19 protein-coding genes are annotated in these 22463 nt (G+C 75.1%); 11 read left to right on the plus strand and 8 right to left on the minus strand.

Annotated elements, in window-relative coordinates; all coding sequences use genetic code 11:
• Nucleotides 1-125 precede the first annotated feature (125 nt).
• The 4 genes from EV385_RS31385 to EV385_RS31400 all read left to right on the plus strand — a co-directional run bounded on the left by EV385_RS31385 (nt 126) and on the right by EV385_RS31400 (nt 3369).
• Nucleotides 126-1043, plus strand: a complete 918-nt coding sequence (locus EV385_RS31385) for a neprosin family prolyl endopeptidase (RefSeq protein WP_242625179.1) — start codon at nt 126-128, stop codon at nt 1041-1043.
• Nucleotides 1044-1111: 68 nt separating this feature from the next.
• The gene (locus tag EV385_RS31390; protein WP_130512725.1) at nt 1112-1561 is read left to right on the plus strand and encodes an SRPBCC family protein; all 450 of its coding nucleotides are present in this window, start codon (nt 1112-1114) and stop codon (nt 1559-1561) included.
• 102 nt (nt 1562-1663) lie between these two features.
• Nucleotides 1664-2560, plus strand: coding sequence for a glutathione S-transferase C-terminal domain-containing protein (locus EV385_RS31395; RefSeq protein ID WP_130512726.1), 897 nt, complete (start codon nt 1664-1666; stop codon nt 2558-2560).
• A gap of 62 nt (nt 2561-2622) precedes the next feature.
• Nucleotides 2623-3369 (plus strand): alpha/beta fold hydrolase, encoded by a 747-nt coding sequence (locus EV385_RS31400; protein ID WP_130512727.1) that lies wholly within the window; start codon nt 2623-2625, stop codon nt 3367-3369.
• Nucleotides 3370-3722: 353 nt separating this feature from the next.
• On the opposite strand, the gene EV385_RS31410 is transcribed toward EV385_RS31400, so the two are convergent.
• Nucleotides 3723-5126 (minus strand): MBL fold metallo-hydrolase, encoded by a 1404-nt coding sequence (locus EV385_RS31410; protein WP_130512728.1) that lies wholly within the window; start codon nt 5124-5126, stop codon nt 3723-3725.
• A gap of 139 nt (nt 5127-5265) precedes the next feature.
• Between EV385_RS31410 and EV385_RS31415 the strand changes: the two genes are divergently transcribed.
• Nucleotides 5266-6423, plus strand: a complete 1158-nt coding sequence (locus EV385_RS31415) for a glutamate-cysteine ligase family protein (RefSeq protein ID WP_130512729.1) — start codon at nt 5266-5268, stop codon at nt 6421-6423.
• Between the two features lie 72 nt (nt 6424-6495).
• Nucleotides 6496-7707: an aminotransferase class V-fold PLP-dependent enzyme gene (locus EV385_RS31420; protein WP_130512730.1), complete on the plus strand. Its 1212-nt coding sequence runs from the start codon at nt 6496-6498 to the stop codon at nt 7705-7707.
• A gap of 7 nt (nt 7708-7714) precedes the next feature.
• Here the strand turns inward: EV385_RS31420 and EV385_RS34140 are convergent, their stop codons facing one another.
• The 3 genes from EV385_RS34140 to EV385_RS31435 form a co-directional block, all read right to left on the minus strand.
• Nucleotides 7715-8689 (minus strand): peptidoglycan-binding domain-containing protein, encoded by a 975-nt coding sequence (locus EV385_RS34140; RefSeq protein WP_165449668.1) that lies wholly within the window; start codon nt 8687-8689, stop codon nt 7715-7717.
• Nucleotides 8690-8832: 143 nt separating this feature from the next.
• Nucleotides 8833-9444: a redoxin domain-containing protein gene (locus EV385_RS31430; protein ID WP_130512731.1), complete on the minus strand. Its 612-nt coding sequence runs from the start codon at nt 9442-9444 to the stop codon at nt 8833-8835.
• Nucleotides 9445-9513: 69 nt separating this feature from the next.
• Nucleotides 9514-11151, minus strand: a complete 1638-nt coding sequence (locus tag EV385_RS31435) for a VWA domain-containing protein (protein ID WP_130512732.1) — start codon at nt 11149-11151, stop codon at nt 9514-9516.
• Between the two features lie 395 nt (nt 11152-11546).
• Between EV385_RS31435 and EV385_RS31440 the strand changes: the two genes are divergently transcribed.
• Together EV385_RS31440 and EV385_RS31445 are read left to right on the plus strand one after the other, a co-directional pair.
• A complete protein-coding gene (locus tag EV385_RS31440) occupies nt 11547-12761 on the plus strand; it encodes an NAD(P)/FAD-dependent oxidoreductase (RefSeq protein ID WP_130512733.1) in 1215 nt (404 codons plus the stop codon).
• Between the two features lie 126 nt (nt 12762-12887).
• Nucleotides 12888-13580: a response regulator transcription factor gene (locus EV385_RS31445; RefSeq protein WP_130512734.1), complete on the plus strand. Its 693-nt coding sequence runs from the start codon at nt 12888-12890 to the stop codon at nt 13578-13580.
• 106 nt (nt 13581-13686) lie between these two features.
• On the opposite strand, the gene EV385_RS31450 is transcribed toward EV385_RS31445, so the two are convergent.
• Nucleotides 13687-14442 (minus strand): hypothetical protein, encoded by a 756-nt coding sequence (locus EV385_RS31450; RefSeq protein ID WP_130512735.1) that lies wholly within the window; start codon nt 14440-14442, stop codon nt 13687-13689.
• Between the two features lie 120 nt (nt 14443-14562).
• Here EV385_RS31450 and EV385_RS31455 point away from each other — a divergent pair, with 120 nt between their 5' ends.
• Nucleotides 14563-15477, plus strand: a complete 915-nt coding sequence (locus tag EV385_RS31455; protein ID WP_130512736.1) for a glycosyltransferase family 2 protein — start codon at nt 14563-14565, stop codon at nt 15475-15477.
• 67 nt (nt 15478-15544) lie between these two features.
• Here the strand turns inward: EV385_RS31455 and EV385_RS31460 are convergent, their stop codons facing one another.
• From EV385_RS31460 to EV385_RS31470, 3 genes are read right to left on the minus strand one after another with little or no spacing between them, the layout of a single operon-like run.
• Nucleotides 15545-17656 (minus strand): hypothetical protein, encoded by a 2112-nt coding sequence (locus tag EV385_RS31460; protein ID WP_130512737.1) that lies wholly within the window; start codon nt 17654-17656, stop codon nt 15545-15547.
• Entirely contained in the window at nt 17653-19128 is a 1476-nt protein-coding gene (locus EV385_RS31465; RefSeq protein ID WP_130512738.1) for a thymidylate kinase, read from the minus strand. Before EV385_RS31465 ends, EV385_RS31460 begins: the two co-directional genes overlap by 4 nt.
• 10 nt (nt 19129-19138) lie before the next feature.
• Nucleotides 19139-19879, minus strand: a complete 741-nt coding sequence (locus EV385_RS31470; RefSeq protein ID WP_130512739.1) for a hypothetical protein — start codon at nt 19877-19879, stop codon at nt 19139-19141.
• A 109-nt stretch (nt 19880-19988) separates the two neighbouring features.
• Here EV385_RS31470 and EV385_RS31475 point away from each other — a divergent pair, with 109 nt between their 5' ends.
• Complete coding sequence (locus EV385_RS31475; RefSeq protein WP_130512740.1) at nt 19989-21281, plus strand: lipopolysaccharide biosynthesis protein; 1293 nt, start codon at nt 19989-19991, stop codon at nt 21279-21281.
• A gap of 18 nt (nt 21282-21299) precedes the next feature.
• On the plus strand, nt 21300-22445 hold the full coding sequence (locus EV385_RS31480; protein ID WP_130512741.1) for a glycosyltransferase family 4 protein: 1146 nt from the start codon (nt 21300-21302) through the stop codon (nt 22443-22445).
• Nucleotides 22446-22463: the final 18 nt, after the last annotated feature.

Here is a 22463-nt window from a genome sequence, read left to right on the forward strand (position 1 = left end):
CCGGCGCGCAACCGGCCGACCGTGTCCGGTAAGGACCCGATCGGCCGGGGTGACGCTGATCCACCTCGATGTATGGTCGGCGACGCCCCGCGAGCTTCGACCGACGAGGACGGACAGTGTCGACCATGCGCAGCGGCCTGCTGGCCGCCGGTCTCGCCCTAGCCACCACCGCCGCCATCGGCGCGGTCTCCACACTGGACGCCGCCGCCGCGCCGCCACCACCGACCCCGGCGGCCGGCCCGGCGCTGACGCCGCCCGCCCGGCTGCCGTGGGGTGCGCTGCCGCGGGCACGCCAGGGCGGTGCCACCACCCGCCCGGCGTACGCGCCCAAGGGCCGCCTGCCCTCGACCGGTGCCGCGCCGCCGGCGCGGTCCGCGGCCGCGGACCCGCAGATCCACTACATGTACGGCACCGGCGCGCAGACCGTGGCGGTGCAGAAGGCGTACGCGAACTTCACCGTGGCGAAGCCGACCGTGGCGCAGCAGGACTTCCACTCGCTGGCCGAACTGGCGATGATGTCCGCGGACGGCCGGCAGATCGTCGAGGTGGGCTGGACGGTCGACCGGGACGTGAACTCCGGCGACCTCAACCCGCACCTGTTCGTCTACCACTGGAAGGACGGCCAGGGGACCTGCTACAACGGCTGCGGGTTCGTGCCGTACGGCGGCGGGGCCACGGCCGGAATGACGCTGCCGGTGGGCGCCTCGAAGCAGTTCGGCATCGTGCACTCCGGCGGTGCGTGGTGGATCGCGTACGACACGGACTGGGTGGGGTCCTTCCCGGACAGTCTGTGGGAGGGGCGGTTCACCGTCACCGGCAAGGTCAAGTTCTTCGGGGAGGTGGCGGCGGCCACCCAGCGGCCGTGCACCCAGATGGGCAACGGGCTGGCGGCGAACGACCCCAACGCGGCACGGATCGGCAGCGCCTCCTACCCGGACTCCACCGAGCCGGTGAAGCTGGTCGTCAGCGCCACGGGCGGCGTATACAGCGCGGTCGCGCTCAGTGACCGTACGTTCCGTTATGGCGGGCCGGGCGCCTGCTGAGCGGGCGCGCGGCCGCGACGCCGGTCACGTCGTGATCCGGGCCGGGTCGCGCCGTGTCAGCATGGGCCATGCCGATCGATACGTTGCGCCACGGGTTCGCCGTGGCCGCGCCGCCGGAGACGGTGCACGCGCACCTCGCCGACCCGCACAGCTACGTCGGGCTGTCCCCGCTCGTGGTGGCGGTCCGCGACGTGCGGCCGGTCCGGGACGCGCAGGGCCGCGACGCGGTCGGATACGTGGCCGTGGAGCGGTTCCGGTTGGGGCCGCTGCGCTGGGACAACCCGATCGCCGTGACGCTGCGAACGGCAGGATCGGCGCTGGTCAGCACCGTGGTCAGCCCGGGCCGGGTGCGGCTGGTGGCCACCGTGGAGCTGGCGCCGAACGGCACCGGCACGCGGGTCACGGAGACCGTCGAGGTGCGCTGCCCCGGTGTGCTGCGCGCCTTCGTGCTCCGGCAGGCGCGCGCCGTGCAACTGGGCCGCGCCACCGAACTCGCCCGCCGGATGGCCCACGCCTGAGCGGCCCTGACCTGGCATTCCTACTTCGCATATAGATTTTGTTGACAGGTCGGCGCGGCTGGACGACAGTGGGTGGCAGGCCGACCCGGCAGGAGGAATCCGATGCTGAAGCTGTCACCCGCCAGCCATCTCGCCAGTCCCGCCGACACCGCCACCTACGGCGAGTACCCGTCGGCCCCAGGGCTCGACGTCCCGCCCGGCTTCCGCGGCCGGATCACCGACGAGGGACCCTTCACCGCCCGCCCGTTCCGCTACCACGTGTACGGCGGCCGCTTCTGTCCCGGCTCCCACCGCATCGCGATCATCCGGGAGCTGGCGGGCCTGCCGGACATCGTCACGATGTCGTACGTCGACGGCGCCCGCGACGGCCGCGGCTGGGCGTTCCGGGAACGCAACGGGCCGGATCCGGTCAACGGCTTCACGCTGCTGCGGGAGGCGTACGAGGCGTCCGAGGAGGGCTTCGCCGGTCAGGTCCGGGTGCCCGCGCTGTGGGACCGGCTGAGCTGCCGGGTGGTCAGCGACGACGCCCGCGCCATCGGCATCGACCTCGCCACCCGCTTCGCGCACCTGGGGCGCCCCGTGGTGGAGACGTACCCGGCCGCCGCGCGCGACCGCATCGAGGACGTCGACCGGCGACTGGGCGCGACGGTGCGGCGCGGCGTCGCCGTACGCGCGAGCGCGGCGGAGCGGACCGCGCTACTGGAGGCGTTCGAGCTGCTCGACGCGCGGCTGGCCCGCTCGCGGTTCCTGCTCGGCCGGGTGCTCACCGACGCGGACATCCGGCTGTGGGTGACGCTGGTGCGCTACGACGCCGGGCCGAACGCCGCCCGCACGATCAACCCCGGCCTGCACGTCTACCCCCACCTGTGGGCCTACGCGCGGGACCTGTACGCGCTGCCCGCCTTCCGCCGCACCACGGACTTCGCGGCGTTCACGGCGCCGGACGCGCGGCTGCCCGACTGGAACGCGCCCACGGACCGCGCGTTCACCCCGGCCTGAGCCCACGCGACACGTCACCGTACGGGTTCTCCCGGTGACGGCGATGCAGCAGAATGCCCGGCATGACGACGATTGTGGGTGGCGGGCCGCACCGGGTGCTGGCCCTGCACGGATGGTTCGGTTCGGCCCGGGGCTGGGGCGCACTGCCGGATCTGGTCGACCCCGCGCGATTCACGTACGCCTTCCTCGACTACCGCGGCTACGGCGAGCGCCGCGACACCGCCGGTGACTTCAGCATCGCCGAGATCAGCCGCGACGCCCTCGCCCTGGCTGACGAACTGGGCTGGGACCGGTTCTCGGTCCTCGGGCACTCGATGGGCGGCAGCGCGGCCCAGCGGGTGCTGGCCGACGCGCCCGGGCGGGTACGGCGGCTGGTGGGGATTAGCCCCGTACCGGCCGGTGGGGTGCCCTTCGACGAGCAGGGCTGGACGCTGTTCAGCGGCGCCGCCGACGATCCCGGCAACCGGCGGGCCATCATCGACCTGACCACGGGCAACCGGCTGTCCGGGCACTGGCTCGACACCATGGTGGAGGCCTCGCTGGCCGGGTCCACGGTGGAGGCGTTCCGGGCGTACCTGCCGGCGTGGGCGCGCACCGACTTCACCGGTGAGATCCAGGGCAACCCGGTGCCCGCGCTGGCGGTCGTCGGCGCGCACGACCCCGCCCTGGGCGAGGCCGCGATGAAGCCGACCTGGCTGGCGCACTACCCGAACGCCCGCCTCGAGGTGCTGCCGGACGCGGGCCACTACGCGATGTACGAGACACCCGTACGGTTGGCCACGGTCCTGGAGGAGTTCCTCGGCGACTGAGCGACGCAGTAGCGTCGCCACCATGAGTGTGGTCGGCATCATTCGGGAGTGGCACCAGAATGAGGGTGGGGGTGTCATCGACTCAAACGAAACCCCAGGACGGTGCTGGGCGCACTTCAGTGCCGCCGCGGTGCCCGGATACTTCGCATTCGGCGCCGGTCAAGCCGTCACAGTCGAGTGGGAACGACCCGGCCAGGACGGATTCCCTACCGCGCCGTTCGATTTTGGCCAGCGGAATCCAAACCGATCGACAAACCTGCGGGGCAGGCACCAAGCGGTGCGTACCGGAGCACGTTGTCGCTGTCGTCGGACGAGCCGGACCTTCAGTAGCGCATCGTCCCTGAGCAAGAGCCTCAGTCACCTGCGGTGATCGGTGGACCCGTCCGGAGGTCCTGATCTACCAGGGGCAGGCCCGTGGCCGCCGCGTTGGCCCAGGTGTCGTCCACGTGCACGACGCGGCGCCCGGCTCGGGCCAGCAGGCTCGCCGCGGCGGCGGCCCGGTAACCGGCCGCGCAGTGCACCCACAGGGCGCCGTCGGGCAGTTCGGCCAGCCGGTCGGCGAGCTCGGGCAACGGTACGTGCACCGCGCCGTCGATGTGCCCGTCCGCCCACTCCTGGCGCCGGCGGACGTCGATCACCCGCCCGCCGAGCCCCGGGTACGCGGCGGCCAGGTCGGCGAAGGTGGCCGTGGCCAGCGTCGCGAGGCGCAGCTCGTGGCCACCGGCCCAGTCCTCCGGGGCGCCGGTGGCCGCGGCGGCGGGCCGGTCGATGCCGATCCGGGCGAGTTCCCGCTGGGCCGCGGTGACCTGCGCCGCCGACTCACCGAGCAGGGTCAGCGGGGCGCCGTGCGGCAGCAGCCACCCCAGCCAGGTGGCCAGCGGCCCGTCGAGGCCGAAGCTCAGCGTGCCGGCCAGGTGCCGGTACGCGAACGCCTTGCGGGTCCGCAGGTCGACCACCCACTCGCCGGCCGCGACCCGTTCGTGCAGTTCCCGCGCCCCGGCGCCGGCCGGACGGCCGAGGTCGATCGGGGTGGGGCCGGCCGCGTTGCGCAGCCCCATGTGCGCGTAGTAGGCGGGGTACTCCCCCAGGCCGGCCAGCAGTTGCGCGACGAACTGCTCGGCGCCCAGCAGCAGCGCGGGGTTGACGTCGCGCTCACGGCCGATCGTGGAGGTGTCCGCGTCGGGGGCGGAGGCCGAGCAGAAGCTGCCGAACCCGTGCGTGGGCCAGAGCGCGGCGTACGCGGGGAGCTGGTCGGCCAGCTTCCGGGCGGAGGCGTGCTGGTGTGCGGCCAGGGTGCGGGCGTGCTCGGCGCCGAGCAGGTCGGTGCGGCCGGTGGTGCCGTACAGCAGCGAGCCGCCGGTGCAGGCGGCGACCGGGGCGCCGTCGCCGAGCACCACGTAGGACACGTGGTGGAAGGTGTGCCCGGGGGTGGCCACGACGCGCAGCCGCAGCTCGTCGCTGATCGTGATCTCGTCGCCGTCGGCGACGGGGATGCGGTCGAAGGCCACCCGCTCGGCTGCGGCCACCAGGTAGTCCGCGCCGGTGAGGCGGGCCAGCGCGAGCCCGCCCGAGACGTAGTCGTTGTGCAGGTGGGTCTCGGCGACGTGGGTGATCGTGACGCCGAGGCGTCCGGCCAGGGCCAGCACACGGTCGATGTCGCGCTGCGGGTCGACCACGACCGCCGCGTCGCCGTCGTGCACCAGGTAGCTCCGGTCCCCCAGCGAGGACGTCTCCACCACCGCCACCCCGACCGCCATCACTCCCACCTCTTCTCCTATCGGTTCTCTAGGCAGCGTCCCGGTATGTGGACGGTCCGTCAAGGGCGACGCGACGCCCTACCCACAAATCCCATCGGCGGGATAGGATCGTTACTCCCACGTCGAGCAGGAGACCCCCGTGATCACGCTGACCGAGGCCGCCGCCGAGGAGCACCTCGCCGCGACCGCGTTCACCCCGGCCGCCCCGGGACTGCTCGGCCTCACGGTCGAGCTGCTGCTGGAGCGCCCCGGCCTGCCACAGCCCCTGGTGGAGTCGCTGGCCGCCCGCCCCCGGATGCGCCACGGCTACCTGACCGCCCGCTCGGCCCGCGTCCTGGTGGCCAGCGGCCCGCCCTCCCCCGGCATCGAGAGCTGCGCCGAACGCATGGCCCAGGACCTCGATTCCGCCCGGGCCCTGGTGACCGGCCACGGACTCGGCGTCCTGGACACCGCCGCCGACGCCACACCGGGCGCCCCGCAGGCGTACGCGACCGCCGGGGTGCGGGTGGCGCTGGAGGCCGGCACCGAGGACGCCGGGCCGGGCGGGACCGCCCGCCGCTGGCAGGTGGCGCAGGCGGTCGCCCCGGTCCTGGCCGCGGCGTTCGCCAACTCGCCGCTGCGGCGTGGCCGCCCGACCGGGTGGCGCAGCACCCGCCTGGCCCTGCGGCACCCGGCCGGGGGCGGCGTGGGTGGAGCACGCCTGTCCGGAACACCCGGACCGGGCGCGGCGGGGTCGCGTCGGTCCGGCGCGGCGGCGCGGGCGAGCGATCCCGGCGCGGACTGGGCCGCCGTGGTCCTCGACGCGCCGGTGGCCGGTGCCGGGTCGACGCCGCCGAGCTTCCGGGACTGGCTGCGCACCGGCGGCACGGCGGCACCTACCCTTCGCGACCTTGAGCGCCACCTGCGCACCGTACGGCCGCCGGTGGCCGCCCGGGGGCACCTGGAGATCGACGTGGCCGACCGGCAGCCCGGCGACGGCTGGCGCGTCCCGCTGGCGGTGATCGCCGCGCTGGTCGACGACCCGGGTGCCGGGGACGCGGCCCTCGCCGCCACCGCGCCGCTGGCCGGCACGCCGGGCTTGTGGAGCCGGGCGGCCCGCGCGGCGCTGACCGACCCGGCGCTGGCCGTCGCGGCGCGCCAGTGCTTCCTCGCGGCGTACGCGGCGCTGGCCCGCCACGGCGTCGCCCGGCCGCTGCGCGACGCGGTGGCCGGGTACCTCGAACGGTACGTGCTGCGCGGGCGCTGCCCCGCCGACGACGTGCTGGACCGAGGTGAACATTCCATACCTAGGCTATAGGGATAATTGACTTCCTGGGCGGTCCTGTCGCACAGTGGCGGAGCACACCGGCTGCGAGCGGAAGGTCACCCCGTGCTCACTGTCCTCAGTCCCGGCGAGGTCAAACTCCCCGACGGCCGCAGCGTCGAGTTCGCCAACCTCGACGTGGCGGCCACCGCCCCCTGTCTCACCCCGGTCGCCGAGGCCGTCGCGGACCTGCTGCCGTTCTACGGCAGCGTGCACCGTGGCGCCGGAGCCCTCGCCCAGCGCTGCACCCGCGAGTACGACCAGGCCCGCGAGTCCGTCGCCGAGTACGTCGGCTGCGGCCCCGACGACCACGTCGTGTTCACCCGCAACACCACCGACGCGCTCAACCTGCTGGCGCACGCGCTGCCGCCGGGCACGACGGTGGTCACCTTCGACGCCGAGCACCACGCCAACCTGCTGCCGTGGCGCCACCCGGTACGGCTGCCCGCCCCGGGCACACCGGCCGAGGCGGTCGCCGCGCTCGACGCCGCACTGTCCCGGCTGCACGGTCCCGTGCTGGTGGCCGTCACGGCGGCGGGCAACGTCACCGGCGAGCTGTGGCCGGTGGCCCGGCTCGCCGAGGTCGCCCACCGCCACGGCGCCCGGCTGGCGGTCGACGCCGCGCAACTCGCCCCGCACGCCCCCGCCCGCCTGCCCGAGCTGGGCGCCGACTACCTCGCGTTCTCGGGCCACAAGCTGTACGCCCCGTTCGGGGCGGGCGTGCTGGCCGGGCGCGCCGACTGGCTCGACGCCGCCGCGCCCTACCTGGCCGGTGGCGGGGCCAGCGCCGAGGTACGGTCCGACTTCGCGGTGCGCTGGCACACCGGGCCCGCCCGCCACGAGGCCGGCACCCCGAACCTGCTCGGCGCGGTCGCGCTGGCCACCGCATGCCGGGTCCTCGCCGGGCAGGACCACCCGGCGGAGCGGGCACTGGTCACCCGGTTCCGCGCCGCGCTGGCCGCCCTGCCACACGTCGAGGAGCTGCGGCTGTTCGACGCGGCGGCACCGCGCGTCGGGATCGTCTCGTTCACCGTGCTCGGCGCGGACCCCGACGAGCTGTCCACCACCCTCGGCCGCGGACACGGCATCGGCGTACGGACCGGGTTGTTCTGCGCGCACCCGCTGACCCGGCGCCTGCTGGCCGAGGCCACCGCGCGGCTCGACCCGGGCGCCACCCCGGCCCCGGCCGCGGTGCGGGCCAGTTTCGGTCTGGGCACCCGGGCCGAACACGTCGACCGGCTCGTGTCGGCGCTGGCCGGGCTGCCCCGGCCGGCCTGACAGGTCGCTACAGCGCCCCCGCCGCCAGCGGGATCAGTTCGAGACTGCCGCCGCCGGTCTCCGGGGCCGCGGCGATCGCCACGACCACCACCAGCGCGATCACCGTGCCGGTCAGGATCACCGGGGCGTACTCCTCGAACCAGCCGCGCTCGTCCTGGACCTCCGGGGCGGGCTCGGACGTCGGGTGCGGTGTCACGGTGACGTCGAGCTGGAAGCCGACCGAGCCGCGTACGGTGGCCTGTCCGACCTCGGTGTCGACGTGGTAGCCGATCAGGCAGCTGCCCAGGAAGGACATCGTGTTCGGCGGCGTGAACCGCACCTCGGTCTGCTCGAACTGGTTGCCGAACGTCGTGCTGAAGCTGACCCGGTCGCCGCCGACGCCCTGGATCTGGATGCCCTCGGTGATGCCGTCCAGCGACTGCTGGGCGGCCAGGCGCCAGGTCTGGTCGTTGACCGTGGTGGTGACGCCCTGCGCGGCGTGCTCGAACGTGACGGTCACGCTGCCGATGAGCGAGAGCCGCATGTCGACCGCGGCGTTGCCGGTGTCGAACGACACCTCGGCGATGGGCACGCTCGGCAGGTTGTACTTGAACGCGGGCAGGCCGCCCGCCATCATCGACGCCGGGAACTCCTCGGCGTGCGCCCCCGTACCGTGCAGGGTGTGGCTGTCGCCGTGCGGCCCGCCGTCGGGGTGGCCGCCGTCGGGGTGGCCGCCGTCGGGGTGCCCGCCGTCCGGGTGGCCGCCGTCGGTGGGGGCGGAGCTCGACTCGCCGGCGAGCAGGGCCCACAGGTCGGCACGGACCACCCCGTCCGCGGGGGTCAGCTGATACTGCTGCTGCAGGCCGCGAACCGCGGCGAGCAGTTCGTCACCGTAGTCGCCGTCCTCCGGCCCCGACCAGACGCCGTAGTGATTGAGCAGCTGCTGCAGATAGGTCACCCACTCGCTGGAGGTGTGGGGATGCAGTTCCGGTTCGCCCGCCATGTTCTCGCCCTCGTGAGTCGTTCGGGGAATCTCCCCGGACGGTAACGGCGCGGCGCCCGTCGAAGCCCGCCCGAAAGGGCGACGGTCCGGGCTGTCGGCGACGCCTCATGCGGTCGTCACGCACGCGGCGCAGGTCGCGGCGGTCACCGGATACGCGAGAGGCCACCGGTACGTGACGGTCCACCCTGGATGGTCCGAACCGCCTGGGTGATCGTCGCCGCCGGGGTCCGTTCGGCGGACACGTCGACGAGGCGGACCACGCCCCGGCGGTCCGCGACCACCACGGCCGGGAACGGCAGCACCGTACGGCCGGTGCCCAGCACGCCGGCCGCGGCGGGCGAGGTGAACCCGATGTTCAGCGCGTCGATGAGGGTGTGGCGGGGGTCGGAGGTCACGAACATGTCCGCGCCGAGCCGGAACTTGAGGGATTCCAGCCGGCCCCGCTCCTGCGGGCTGACCGCCAGCAGGTGCGCGCCGAGATCGTCCAGGGCGGGCGCCAGGGTCGTCGCGTACCGGCGCAGCGCGGCCAGGCACGGTGCCGAGGTGGCGTGGTGGAAGAAGACCAGCACGACCGGGCCGGTCTGGCGCATCCGGTCCAGATGGATCGGTCCGAGGTCGACCTCCACCACCGGGACCGCCGGGAGCCGGTCGCCCGGTGCCACCATCCGGCTCCAGATGGCGTCCCGCTCGAACTGGTGGCGAACCGCCGCCGCGTCACCACGACCACCGATCCGGCCGGGCACCTGCGTCCTCATCACAGTCTCCGCTCTGTCGGCATCCAGAATACCTACATCGCAGATAGGAAAAGAAGTGTGTGCGTGCCCTCAGCGGGCGACCGCCACCCGCAACGAGATGGCCTGCAGGAACACGTCGCCCACCTGTGCCGGGTCGCGCGCGACGAAGACACCGCCACCGACCGTACGGGTGATCTGGTCCAGCAACGCGCGGTCCACCCGGTCGCCGACCCCCACCACCACGACCTGCACCGGACGGGCGTCGTCCTTGACCGACCGCAACCGGGTCAGCAGGTCGGACAGTGCCAGGTCACCGGCCGCCGACACCCCGTCGGTCAGCACCACGACGGAGTTGACCCGGCCCGCCTGCCAGCCGTCCTGCACGGTCCGGTACGCGTCGAGGATCGTGCCGTACAGGCCCGCGTCGCCGTCCTGCGCGGTGATGCCCGCCAGAGCGTCCTCGACCGCGCCACGGTTGGCCGCCAGCGGGCCGATCGGCACCAGTTCCTGATGGCCGGGCCGGGTGCCGGCGAACCGCCACAGCCCGACCTGCCAGTCGTCGCTGAACAGCGTGAGGCCGTCGCGCGCGGCCCGCAGCACCGCACCCATCCGGGTGCCCCGGCCGGTGCCGTCCGGGGCGCGCATGCTGCCGGACGCGTCCACCACCGCCAGCACCCGCGCCGGCGCGACCACGCCGGACCAGCCCGCCAGCGCACGGACGATCGCGGCCGCGTCCGGGGCGGGACCGGCCCCGGGATCGGCCACCTTCGGCGCGCCGTCGGGCGCGGTGAAGCCGCGCGCCGCACCGTCCGGCCCGCGCAGCCCGAGCCGACCCAGCTGGTCCCGGAACGTCGCGCCACCCAGCGCCCGGAACAACGCGCGGGCCGCCGTGCCCTGCCCCTGCGAGGCGCCCGGCAGGATCAGGTACGGAAAGTCCAGCGTCGCCGGTGCGGGCCGCGGATACAACGCGCTCAGCCGCACCGACGGGCTGCCCGCGTTGTAGGTGACCACGTCGCGCTCGGACAGCGCCGCCAGCCCGAGGCCACTCGCCAGGGTGGCCGGGTCGTCGGCCACCGGGAACTGCTGGACCAGGTTGGCGCGCAGCGCCGAACGGCCGACGGCCAGGGCGTGCAGCACCCCGCCCAGCACCCGTGGCCCGGCGGAACCGGCCGCGGCGTCGAGGGCGAGCAGTCCGGACAGGCCCACCGCGTCCCGCGACGGCTCGACCGTGCCGGCGCGCAGGGTCGTACTGGACGTCAGTTGCGTGGTCAGGTCCTGGTAGCCGACGTCGCCACCGGACCAGCCGAGGTCGCGTGCGACCGGCTCCGGCGCGGCGAACACCACGGGGCTCACCGCGACCCGGCCCTGCTCGGCCAGGGTGAAGCCGGGCACCGCGGCGCGCAGCCGCACCGGCCAGGTCGATGAGTCCGCGATCCAGACCTGCGGGACCGCGACCCCGGCGGCACCCGGGCCCCACCCACCGAACGTGGCCCGCTGCTCGCGGCCCACGGCCGAGGCCACGTCGACCGACTCGGCCGCGCGCACGTCGACGGTCACGCACCGGGCGCCGTCCGCCCCCGTACGGATCCAGTCGCGCGCCGCGGCCTGGACCGCCGGGGCGATGTCCGGTGCGGCCGCCACGTCCAACCGGACCTGCTCGCCGCATCCCCCGCCCGCCAGCAGCGGAAACACGAACCGTAGCCCGGCGGCGACAGCCAGCACGGCCACCGCGGCGGCCGCTGAAGCGGGCGCGCGGCGGCGCGAGGGGCGTCGATGCCGACCGGACACGACACCCATCATCGGTCCCCGGCGCCCGCGCCGCTACCTTGATCAGCCGCGGATTCGCGTCGATGTTCGCGCCATCCCCCGCCACCCGATCGGGGCGCGGTCCGTGCGAGTGGCGGGCCCGCCAAGCCCTCGCCGGCCGCCGGGCGGCGCCGGCCCGGGTTCCGACGCGGTGGTGGCGGCCTAGATCCTCTTTGGCCGGTCGGCGGGCGACCGCTGAGGACGGTGCGGCTCGTCCGTGCGGACGAACCGCGCGGACCGATGGGCTGACCTGGCTTCCCTTGCGTACCGGCGAAGGCCTACTGTTCGCGCTGACGTTCTCACCGTAAGGAGGCGACGTGGCGGGCAACGTCTGGGATGTGATCGTGGTCGGGGCGCGGTGCGCCGGTTCTCCGGTGGCGATGCTGCTGGCCGCGCGGGGCCACCGGGTTCTGCTGGTCGACCGGTCGACGTTCCCCAGCGACACCGTCTCCACCCACGTCATCCACCCGCCGGGCGTCGCGGCGCTGCGCGGCTGGGGTCTGCTGGACCGGGTGACCGCGACGGGATGCCCGCCGATCGACACGTACGCCTTCGACTTCGGCGCGGTCCGGCTCTCCGGGGCGCCCGGCACGGCCGAGTCCCCGGTCGCCTACGCGCCTCGGCGCCGGATCCTCGACCAGGTGCTCGTCGAGGCGGCGGCCGCGGCCGGAGCGCAGGTCCGCACCGCGTTCACGGTCGACGAGCTGATCATCGCCGACGGGCGGGTCGCGGGCGTGCGCGGGCACACCCGTGGGGGCGCGCCGGTCGAGGAACGGGCCCGGGTGGTCGTCGGGGCGGACGGGCAGCACTCCCTGGTGGCGCAGCGGGTCGGCGCCCCCGCCTCTCACGAGCGGGCCCCCATGACGGTGGGCTACTACTCGTACTGGAGCGGGCTGGAGATGCACGGCCGGTTCGAGGCGTACGCCCGGGACGGGCGCGGCTTCGCGGCGGCGCCCACCAACGACGGGCTCACCCTGGTGATCGGCGGCTGGCCGTACGCGGAGTTCGCCGCCAACCGGGGCGACGTCGAAGGGCACCTGCGCAAGACGTTCGAGCTCGCCCCGGAGTTCGCGCAGCGGATCGGCGCGGCCCGGCGGGAGGAGCGCATCGTGGGCGCCAGCGTCTCCGGTTACCTGCGCAAGCCGTACGGGCCGGGCTGGGCGCTGGTGGGTGACGCCGGTTACAACCGGGACTTCATCACCGCCCAGGGCATCAGTGACGCCTTCCGGGACGCGCAGTCGTGCGCCGACGCCCTACACGCCGCGCTCGCGGGCGAACGGGACTTCGACTCGGCGCTGGCCGGCTACCACACCGCCCGCGACCGGCACGTCCTGCCGATGTACGAGCTGACCGCACAGCTGGCCGCGCTGGAGCCGCCACCGCCACCGCTGGCCCAGCTGCTGGCCGCGATGCAGGGCAACCAGGCCGCGATGGACGCGTTCGCCCGGGTCAACGCCGGGGTGACCCCGGCACCGGAGTTCTTCGCCGAGGACAATGTCGCACGGATCTTCGCCGCCGCCGGGGGCGGCTGACGGGGCCGGGCCGCCGGGGTGCCCGGCCCGGGTTCGCGATCGGTTCGCTCCGATCTCTTCGATTTGCCGTCCGCCGGTCGAAGAGTGATGGGTAACGTCTGCCTGCCCGAGGAAACTGGAGGTCACGTGCCCAGGCCCCGCGCACTCGTCATCGAGGACTCGCCGGAGTTCGTGCTCCTCTGCCAGCACCTCCTGGAGAAGGAGGGCTTCGACGTCATGGTCGCCTCCGACGGCGAGCGCGCCGTCGAGCTGGCCCAGCGGGAGAAGCCGGACCTCGCCATCCTCGACCTCGGCCTGCCCGACGTCGACGGGATCGAGGTGTGCCGGCGCATCCGCCAGTTCACCGACGCGTACATCGTGATGGTGACCGGCCGCGCCGACGAGGTGGACAAGGTCGTCGGGCTGTCGGTCGGCGCGGACGACTACGTCACCAAGCCGTTCTCGCCGCGCGAGCTGGCCGCCCGGATCCAGGCCATGCGCCGCCGCCCGCGCGGCGCCGCCGCCGAGGCCGCCGCCGGCCGGGAGTACGGCCCGCTGCGCATCGACCCCGTGGTGCGCGAGGTGACCCTGGACGGCCGGATCCTCGACCTGACGAAGATCGAGTTCGGCATCCTCGACCTGCTCTCCTCCAGCCCCCGGCGGACCTTCACCCGCAACCAGCTGCTCGAGGACGTGTGGGGCGACAACTGGTACGGCGATGACCACATCATCGACGTGCACGTCGGCAACCTGCGCAAGAAGCTGGGCGAGTCGGCGTCGTCGCCGCGCTACATCCGCACGCTGCGCGGGGTCGGCTACCGCTTCGAGCCCGCTCCCTGACGCAGCCGTTCCCGTGGCGGCCGCGCCCCTGACGCGGTACGAGCCCTGATCCAGCCCGCAGCTTCGCGGGCCGGATCAGGGCTCGTTCGTGTGCTCTGCCGGGCTGTTACCGGTGCCGGGGTGCGTACCGGTGGCGGCGTACGTCTCCCGCCGCTGCGGGCCGGGCCGGGCGGAGCCGCCGCCGCAGCAGCACGCCGATGCCCACCAGGACCGCGGCGAAGCCGCTCCAGGGAACGAGGGTGTGCACGCCGCCCCCCGCGGCGGGCGGAGGCACGGCCCCGACCAGGGTGCGTACGCTGCCCGCCGGGCTCTGACCGATCGCCTGCACCACGGTGCCGGACGAAAGCTCGCCGCCCGTCGGGGTGTCCATGGCCACGACCACCGTGCCGGGCGGCACCTTCGCGCCGACGGCGGCCTCCACGGCTGCGGCGTCCACGGCCGCAGACGCGGTACCGGACGCGGGGGTGGACGCCGGGCCGGGCACAGCGCCGACCATGGCGGCGGATCCGAAGCCGGCCGCGGCGCCGACGCCGGACGCGGAGCGGGCCGCGGCGCCGGCCTTGCGGCCCGCGGCGACCAGGACCACCCGCAGCCCGCCGAACGCGTCCGCGGTGACCTTGCGCTCGGGCGCGGAGCCCACGCGTACGGCGACCGACGAGCCGCCGCGGAATCCGACCGCGTAGATGGCCACCGCCCGCCCGGCGTTGTTGTTCCCACGACCCTCCCACTGCACCGTCAGGGCGTCCGCGGTGCCGCCGTAGCCGGGGCCGTCCGCGAGCGCCACGCCGGGCGTCAGCACCGCGGCCAGCGTCCCGGCTGCCATCAGCAGCGGGCCCGACCTGCGGAAACGGGCAAGGGTCATGTCGCAATAATGCCATGTATCAGGCTCAAGCTGACAAGTCAGGAATGGCTCGACCCAAGCTTGCATCTCGCTTGAAACCGGCTAGAGCTGGCGTTGAGGTGGCCCGCCGACGTAGCTGGCATGACGACGACGCTGTTCTCCGCCGCCACCGCCGCGACCGCCCCGGCCGCCGCCACCACCGCCCCCAACGGCCGGGTGTTCGACGCGGTCCGGCTGTGGAGCCCCGCCGACGCGGGCGTCGAACTCACCGTCGTGGTCCCCTTCTACAACCCCGGCATGGCCCTGCGCCCGACCGTCAAGCGCATCGCCACCAGCCTGCGGGACGCCGGCGTCGGCTACGAGGTCATCGCGGTCTCCGACGGCAGCACCGACGGCTCCGAGCACACCCTGACCGGCATCCCGGGCGTACGGGTCATCACCAACCCGGTCAACCAGGGCAAGGGCGCCGCGCTGCACACCGGCTTCGCCGCCGCCCGCGGGACCTGGGTCGGCTTCATCGACGCCGACGGCGACATCGACCCCGCCCACCTGCTGCAGTACCTGCAGGTCGCCCGCACCAGCAACCCCGCCGGCGTCTACGCCGACAAGCGCCACCACCTGTCCACCAGCGGCGCGACCGGCTTCCGCAAGCTCATCTCGATCGTCTACTCGACCCTGGTGACCCTGCTCTTCCTGCTCGGCGTCCGGGACAGCCAGACCGGCTGCAAGATCTTCCGCCGCGACGTCCTCGCCGGCCTGCTGCCCAGCCTGCGCGAGCGCCGCTTCGCCTTCGACCTCGAGTTCTTCGTCGCCGCCAAGGCCGCCGGCATCCGCGACTTCGTCGGCGCCCCCGTCCGCCTCGAGCAGCGCACCGCCGGCTCCACCGTCGGCCGCAGCGCCATCGTCCGCACCATCCGGGACACCTTCACCATCTACACCCGCCTGCACGTGCGCCGCCAGTACCGCGGCGTGACCGTGCCGAGCACCCCGGCCCCGATCGCGGAGGCGGCCCCGGCGCAGTTCGCCACCGTGCCGCAGCTGGCCGAGGCCGCCTGAGCCGCGCAGCCCCCTCCGGGCCGCGAGACGCACCCCAGCCGGGTCGCGTCGCGCGGCCCGGGGCGCGTCAGGACGGCGTACCGACCCACCAGTCGGTGAGGTCCCGCCGGTGCTCGGCCAGGCCCGCGACGATCAGCAACCCCAGCGACACCATCGACACCAGCAGGCCCACCCGTAGCCAGCGCCACGGCTCGTAGTCGACGGTCACCGCGTCCGGACCCGCCCGCACCGCCACCGTGCCGGCCACGGTCTGCCGGGGCGGGTCGGCGCCGGAGGTCCAGCCCGCGGACCACTCCTCCGGGATCACCACCCACCCCGGCGGCCCCGGCTCCACCCGCCAGCGGGTCGGCCCGATCCGGTCGATCCCGCCGTAGCGGGCCGAGGGCACCTTTCCCTGCGCCGGGCCCTCCGGCAGCATCGCCTCACTGCCGAGCTGGCCGGTGTCGGCCAGGCGTACCGCGTCGTCGAAACCGCCCTGCCGGGAGGCGACCACGCGGCCGGTGCCCTGCACGAGCACCCGGTAGAGGTCGAGCTGCCGGCTGCGCAGCACCCGCCGCAGATCCGGCTGCTTGGCCAGCCAGTCGTACGTGGTGGCCTCCCGGTCGCGCGCCAGCACCACCCACTCCACGCCCAGCGGGGCGACCATGCGGCCGAAGTGCCCGGTGCCGCCGGCCGCGATCAGGCGCGACATGTACGCGGTGCGCCGCGACACCGAGTTGGTGCGCACCTCCCCCAGCTCGACCGCGTCGCTGGTGAGCACCGGGCGCCGGAAGAACGCGGCGGCCGGGGTGCCCACGGTCCGGCCGCCGGTGAAGCTGAACGGCTGGTACTGGTGCCAGGGCAGGAACAGCACCAGGCCGCTGCCGTCCCCCATGATCCGGTCGGCGGCGTACCAGGACTCCGGATAGTCCGTGACCCGCACCGCGCCGCCGAGGCCCCAGACCAGCGTGGTGGCCACGATGGCGTTCACGCCGCCGAGCGCGACCAGCGCCAACGCGGCGCCGAGCCGGCGCAGCCGGTACGCCCGCTTGCCGAAGTAGCGCCGGGGCACCGCGTCGGCCAGCGCCTCCGCGGCCGCGCCGACGCCGACCGCGTACGCCAGCATCGCCAGCGCCACCCATTTCTGCTGTTCCCGCATCGCCTCGAAGAGCGGGACGGCGTCGAAGGCCCACCGGTACGCCACACCGAACGGACCCTGGGTGCCGGCACCGAGCACGATCCCGCAGACGGCCAGCGCGGCGAGCGGGGCGCCCAGGTCGGGGTCGTGCCGGCAGAGCCGGACCAGCCCGAAGACCACGGCGCTCACCAGCACCACCAGCCCCACCGCCGCCGGGACGGCGCCGACGCTGCCGATCGGGCCGGAGAGGTCGTCCTCGCGCCAGAAGCCCTGCAGCGACAGCAGGGTGACGAACATCCCGCCAGGTCCGGCGCGGGTGGCGTACACCTCGAGATCGGCGTCGCCCACCCGGACCGTGAGGATCGCGTTGAGGATGACCGTCAGCGCGTACGCGTAGATGCAGCCGGCCGCGACGACGATCAGCGCGGTCCGGATGAGGTCGTTGCGGCGCGGTCGCGGCAGCAGGGCGACCGCCAGCAGGCCCACCCCGCCGAGCCAGGCCGCGTGCGGGCCGATCGCCATGGCGCTGGCGTACCAGCCCGCGGGGCGCGCGGCGAACCAGCTGCCGCGGCGCCGGGCCCGCACCGCGGAGGCCAGCACCCACGCCACCAGGCTCACCGACAGCAGGAACGGCACGTGGCCGACCTGGATCCGGTCCGCCACGAACGGGTTGCAGACGGCGAACAGCGCCGCGGGGTGCCGCCGCCACCGGCCGCCACCGGCGAGGGCGGACACCCCGCTGGCCGCGATCGGGAAGAACAGCAGCACCATCAGCCAGCCGGTGGCACCGGCACCCACCACCACCCGCAGGCCGTGGGTGGCCAGCCGGTACGGCAACGCGTCCAGGGCGGCCGGGTCGAGCCCGTACAGGCCCTGCGCGACCGCCTGGTGCGGCCCGCCGACCCAGTCGAGCAGCATCAGGTAGCCGTCGCGGGTCCACGGGGCCACCACGGCGATGCCGACCGCGAGCCCGAGCAGCCCGGATTCCGTCGTCAGCCGCGCCGAGCGGGTGTCGATGTGCGGCCGGTGACGCGAGACCCAGGTCAGTACGGCGGTGGTCACCGCGGGCCGCGGCGCGACCGGTGGGCCGCGGTCACGACCGCCGCGACGAGCGGCGCGAGGTTGTCGGCGGTGGCACCGGAGGTGTCCACCACCACCTCGGCGTGCCGGGCCGGGTGCTCGGCCAGCAGCCGCCGGAACCGGTCCTGCTGGGCGGCCTGTTCGGCCTGCGGCCGCTCCGGTTTGCGCCGGTGGATGAGCTCGGCCGGGGCGTCGGGGAGCACCAGCACGTCAGGTGACGGCACGAGCCGTTCGGCGACGCGGGCGGCGGGCGAGCCGGGCCACGGAGACTCCCGCAGGTCGTACACCCAGCGGTCCACGATCACCACGCGGCGCCGGGCCCGGGCGGGGGCGACCGTGCTCAGGTAGCGCCAGACGTACTCGGCGGCGTAGAACCAGGCGGCGGCGCGGCGCAGGCCGGGGTTCCCGGACGGCCGGTCGGGGCCGGGAGACCCCCGGGCGGGCGGGGACGACACCGGCCGGTCCGCGCCGGGCGACCCGCGTACGGGCGGGGACGACACCGGCCGCGCCGCCGGATCGGCGGGGACGGCGGGTACGCCGAGCAGGCGGCGGGCGAGGCCGACGCCGGGCAGGTTGCCCCGGGCCATTCCGAAGTACGCCGTGGCGGTCGAGAAGCCGTACCGCTGCAGCCGCGCGCGCAGGCCGTCGGCGACGGTCGACTTGCCCGAGCCGTCCGTGCCGACCAGCGCCACCACGACGCCCCGGGTGCGCAGCCCGAGCGGGCCCGCCGAGCGTCCCGCGGGCAGCACGGCGCGCCGCTGCCGCCAGGTCGCCGTGGCGTTGCGGCGCGCGAGGCTCAGGGCGGCCAGCCGGGCCCGGGCCCGGCCCGGCAGTCCCGGGTCCGGTGCCGCGCCGCCCGCCGCCGCGACCAGTTCGCCGGCCACCCGGATGCCGAGTTGGGCGGCCAGCCGGTCGCGCAGCGCCGCCCGGGCGTCGGGGGTGGTCGCGGCCCACGCGTCGCGCGCCTCGGCCAGGCGGGACTGCTCCGGCAGCCGCCCGCGCAGCACGGGCCGCACGAGCAGGTCGGCGACCGCGGCGGCGCCGGTGAGGCGGTGGGTGACCGGGTCGACGTCGATGTCGTCGACCGGCGCCAGCAGCACGGGCCCGACGCGCAGGTCGCCGTACGACAGGTCCACGACGGCGGGTCCGGCCGCGGTCTCCACGGCGAGGCTGACGTGGCGCAGCCGGCGCGGGTCGTGCGCCTCGGCGACCACGGCGCAGGGCAGGGCCGCCGCGATGGCCTGGGCGGGGGTCTGCGGGCCGGGGGCGGGCGCGTACCAGAGGTCGAGGTCCTTGGGTCCGTTCTCGCCGAGCCACCGTTCGGCCGATCCGGCGGGGCCCTGCCAGGCCCAGCGGCGCGCGCAGCGGTCGACGGCCGCGGTCACCGCGGCGAGGATGTCGGACCGGTCGGGCGCCGCGGGCAGCGGCGGGCCGGAAAGCCGTGAATCGGTCATTTCCTCCTGATCATAGGGTGGTCATCACGCCCGTCGGGCGGGTATCGGCAGGGCTGCCACCGCCCACCGGCCGCCGGTGAGCGCCGGGGTGCCAGCGGCCCGGCAGCTCCAGCGCGGGCGCGGCATGCCGGGGGCCGCGCGTGCCGCTCCCCGCACGGCACGCGCGACCCGGCTCACCCGGCAGGCCCCCGTGGTTCAGGCCGTCCGGCAGGCCCGCGTGGTTCAGGCCGTACGGCAGGCCCGCGTGGTTCGGGCCGTCCGGCTGGGCGCCACCGGCGGGGCGGCGGTGCGAGAACGCCGCCGCCGCCGCGATCAGCACCAGCACACCGGCCACCAGCCACGGCACCAGATCGGCCGGGCCGCGCGCGGCCACGACCGGCGGCACCCCGCTCACCAGGGACCGTGACCCGCCGGCCACCGCCCGCCCGTCCACCACGACCGTGGTCCCGGCCGCGGCACCATCCACCGGTACGGTCAGCCGCACCGTGCCGTTGTCATCGGCGCGCACGTCCCGCCACGCTGCGCTACCAACCCGTACCTGAGCGATCTCCCGCTTGCGGTAACCCACCGCGACGATCTCCAGGTCATCCTGCTGGCCGGTCCAGCGCAAGCTCAGCGCCGAGCCGGCCGCGGCGGACGGCTGGGACGACGCGCCGCGCGCCGTCAGGAAGAGCACGCCGACCGCGAGGGCCAGCAGAGCCAGGACGACGGCCACGCGGGCGGGGTGCCGACGGACGCTGATGAGTGCCATGCCACCAGCTTGCGCCCGTCACCCCCCGATCGTCACGCTGTGTGATGCAAGCTTGCGTACGCTCTGAACAGGTCTTGAGGTTGGGCCCGCTCCGGCCGATAGAACCGGCGTGACCGCCAGCCTCAGCCGCCTGGCCCGCGTCCTGCTGGGCGGGATCGGCCCCATCGCGATCGCCGTTCTCGTGCAGAGCGCCGGCAACCTCGCCTTCCACGCCGTGGTGGGCCGCGAGCTGGACGCCGACGGCTACGGCGCGCTCGGCGCGGTCCTGTCCGCGATGGTGATGCTCGGCGTCCCGCTCGGCGCGTTGCAGGCCGCCGCGTCCGCCCTGGTCGCCCGGCACGGCCCCGGCCGCGCCACCGGCATGCGGGCGCTGCGCGCGGTCACCCTGTGGTCGCTGCTGCCCGGGGTGCTCGTCCTGGCGGTCGCGCCGGGGCTGCAGGCGTACTTCCACCTCGGCTCCCTGGCCGACGCGGCGCTGCTGGCCCCGTACCTCGTGGTGTCGGCCGTCCTGGCCACCGCCCGCGGCCTGCTGCTGGGCGACCGCAAGGTCGGCACCGTGGCCACCACCTACCTGGCCAGCACCGCGGCCCGGCTGGCGCTCGGCCTCGGGCTGGTGATCCCGTACGGCGTGACCGGCGCCCTCGTCGGCACCCTCGCCGGTGAGGTCGCGGCGCTGGCGGTCGCGCTGGTGCCGCTGCTGCGGCCCGCCCCCGACACCGACCCGGCCGCCGCGCTGCGGCTACGCGCCGTGGCGCGCGCCGGGGTCGCGGTGACCGGCCTGTTCCTGTTCTCCACGGTCGACCTGCTGCTGGCCCGCCACCACCTCAGCGGCGACGGCTCCGGCGACTACGTCGCCGCGGCCACCGTCGCCAAGACCGTGCTGGCGCTGCCGGCCGGCATCATGTCGGCGGTCTTCCCCCGGCTGGCCGCCGCCTGGCCGCTGCCGCACCGCCTCCGGGCACTGCTCACCGGCGGCGCCGCGGTGGTCGTCCCGGCGCTGCTGGGCGCCACGGTGATCGCCGCGGTGCCGTGGCTCGTGCTGCGGCTGCTCTACGGCGACGGGTACGCCGACGCCGCCGGCCTGGTCCGCACGTTGTCGCTGGTCGCCGCGCTGACCAGCGTGGTGACGCTGGCGACCCACGCCGGGCTGGCCCGGGGCGGGCGCACCATCGCCGTGCCGTGGATCGGCGCGGTGCTGGAGGTGGTGTTCATCGAGCTGTGGCACGACTCACCGGCGCAGATCGCGGCCGGTTCGGTCGCCGCGCTGGTGCCGACTCTAGTGGTGATCGCCATGCTCGAGGGCCGGGCGTGGACCCGGCGAACCACTCAACTGCCATCACCGCACGCCGATTCTTCCGGTACTCCGGCGACCGCCGGGGCAGCCGCCCATGGGACGGCTTAGGGCGCCGAGAAGGTTGGCATGCGCATCCTGGTCCTGAACTGGCGTGACCTGACGCACCCCGCATCCGGGGGTGCCGAGGTCTACACCGAGCAGGTGCTGCGCCGCTGGGTCGCCGCCGGCCACGAGGTGACGCTGTTCGCCGCCGCGGTCGCGGGCCGTCCCGCCGAGGAGGTCGTGGACGGGTACCGGGTGATCCGGGCGGGCAGCAGGTTCACCGTGTACCGCGAGGCGCGGCGCTGGTGGCAACGCCACGGCCGGGGCCGCTTCGACGTGGTCGTCGACGAGACGAACACGGTGCCGTTCATGGCCCACGAGTGGGTCGACGACGGCGCCCGCACGATCGCGCTGGTGCACCAGACCTGCGAGGAGATCTGGCACCACAACGCGCCGTTCCCGCTGTCGTACCTGGGTCGGCTGCGGCTGGAGCCGCGCTGGCTGCGCCGCCTGGCGAACTCCCCCATCCTGGCCGTGTCCGGCTCCACCCGCGACGCGCTGGCCGCGTTCGGGGCCCGCGACGTCACCGTCGTGCCGGAGGGCTTCGAGCCGCTGGCGCAGACCCCGCAGGTCGCCAAGGAGGAGACCCCCACCGCGGTGTTCTGCGGCCGGATGGTCAGCTACAAACGGCCGTGGGACGTCGTGCGCGCGGTGGAACTCGCCCGCCGCGAGGTGCCCGGCCTGCGCCTGTGGATGATCGGCGGCGGACCGGAACTGGACAGGCTGCGCGCCGCCGCCCCCGCCGGGATCGAATTCCTCGGACGCGTCGACGAACACACCAAGCACGACCGGATGGCCCGCGCCCACGTGCACCTGGCCACCAGCGTCCGGGAGGGCTGGGGCCTGGTGGTCAGCGAGGCCGCCGCACTGGGGACCCCGACCATCGCGTACGACGTGCCCGGCCTGCGCGACTCCACCCGGGCCGCGGGCGGCGTGGTCGTCCCGCCGAAGCCGGAGGCGCTCGCCCGCTGGCTGGTCGAACTCATGCCGGGCCTGATCACCACCCGGCCCGAGCCGCTGCCCTACGGCGGGGCGCACTCCTGGGACCACGTCGCCGACACGCTGCTCGACGCGGTGTGCGCGCACGCCCGGGTGCCCGGCGCCGCGCCGGCGGCCACACCCCTGCCGCTGCCGACGACCGTCGAGCCCGAGCTGCGCCGCGCCGCCTGACCCTGACAACCCGTACGG

It is taken from the genome of Krasilnikovia cinnamomea (genome assembly GCF_004217545.1).
Classification (GTDB): domain Bacteria; phylum Actinomycetota; class Actinomycetes; order Mycobacteriales; family Micromonosporaceae; genus Actinoplanes; species Actinoplanes cinnamomeus.

What these genes read in the sequence shown, in the direction of transcription:
- EV385_RS34140 (WP_165449668.1), bottom strand. Translation starts at nt 8,689, where the DNA reads ATGGCGGGCGAACCGGAACTGCATCCCCACACCTCCAGCGAGTGGGTG.
- EV385_RS31385 (WP_242625179.1), top strand. Translation starts at nt 126, where the DNA reads ATGCGCAGCGGCCTGCTGGCCGCCGGTCTCGCCCTAGCCACCACCGCC.
- EV385_RS31400 (WP_130512727.1), top strand. Translation starts at nt 2,623, where the DNA reads ATGACGACGATTGTGGGTGGCGGGCCGCACCGGGTGCTGGCCCTGCAC.
- EV385_RS31455 (WP_130512736.1), top strand. Translation starts at nt 14,563, where the DNA reads ATGACGACGACGCTGTTCTCCGCCGCCACCGCCGCGACCGCCCCGGCC.
- EV385_RS31470 (WP_130512739.1), bottom strand. Translation starts at nt 19,879, where the DNA reads ATGGCACTCATCAGCGTCCGTCGGCACCCCGCCCGCGTGGCCGTCGTC.
- EV385_RS31430 (WP_130512731.1), bottom strand. Translation starts at nt 9,444, where the DNA reads ATGAGGACGCAGGTGCCCGGCCGGATCGGTGGTCGTGGTGACGCGGCG.
- EV385_RS31390 (WP_130512725.1), top strand. Translation starts at nt 1,112, where the DNA reads ATGCCGATCGATACGTTGCGCCACGGGTTCGCCGTGGCCGCGCCGCCG.
- EV385_RS31410 (WP_130512728.1), bottom strand. Translation starts at nt 5,126, where the DNA reads ATGGCGGTCGGGGTGGCGGTGGTGGAGACGTCCTCGCTGGGGGACCGG.
- EV385_RS31450 (WP_130512735.1), bottom strand. Translation starts at nt 14,442, where the DNA reads ATGACCCTTGCCCGTTTCCGCAGGTCGGGCCCGCTGCTGATGGCAGCC.
- EV385_RS31480 (WP_130512741.1), top strand. Translation starts at nt 21,300, where the DNA reads ATGCGCATCCTGGTCCTGAACTGGCGTGACCTGACGCACCCCGCATCC.
- EV385_RS31395 (WP_130512726.1), top strand. Translation starts at nt 1,664, where the DNA reads ATGCTGAAGCTGTCACCCGCCAGCCATCTCGCCAGTCCCGCCGACACC.
- EV385_RS31465 (WP_130512738.1), bottom strand. Translation starts at nt 19,128, where the DNA reads ATGACCGATTCACGGCTTTCCGGCCCGCCGCTGCCCGCGGCGCCCGAC.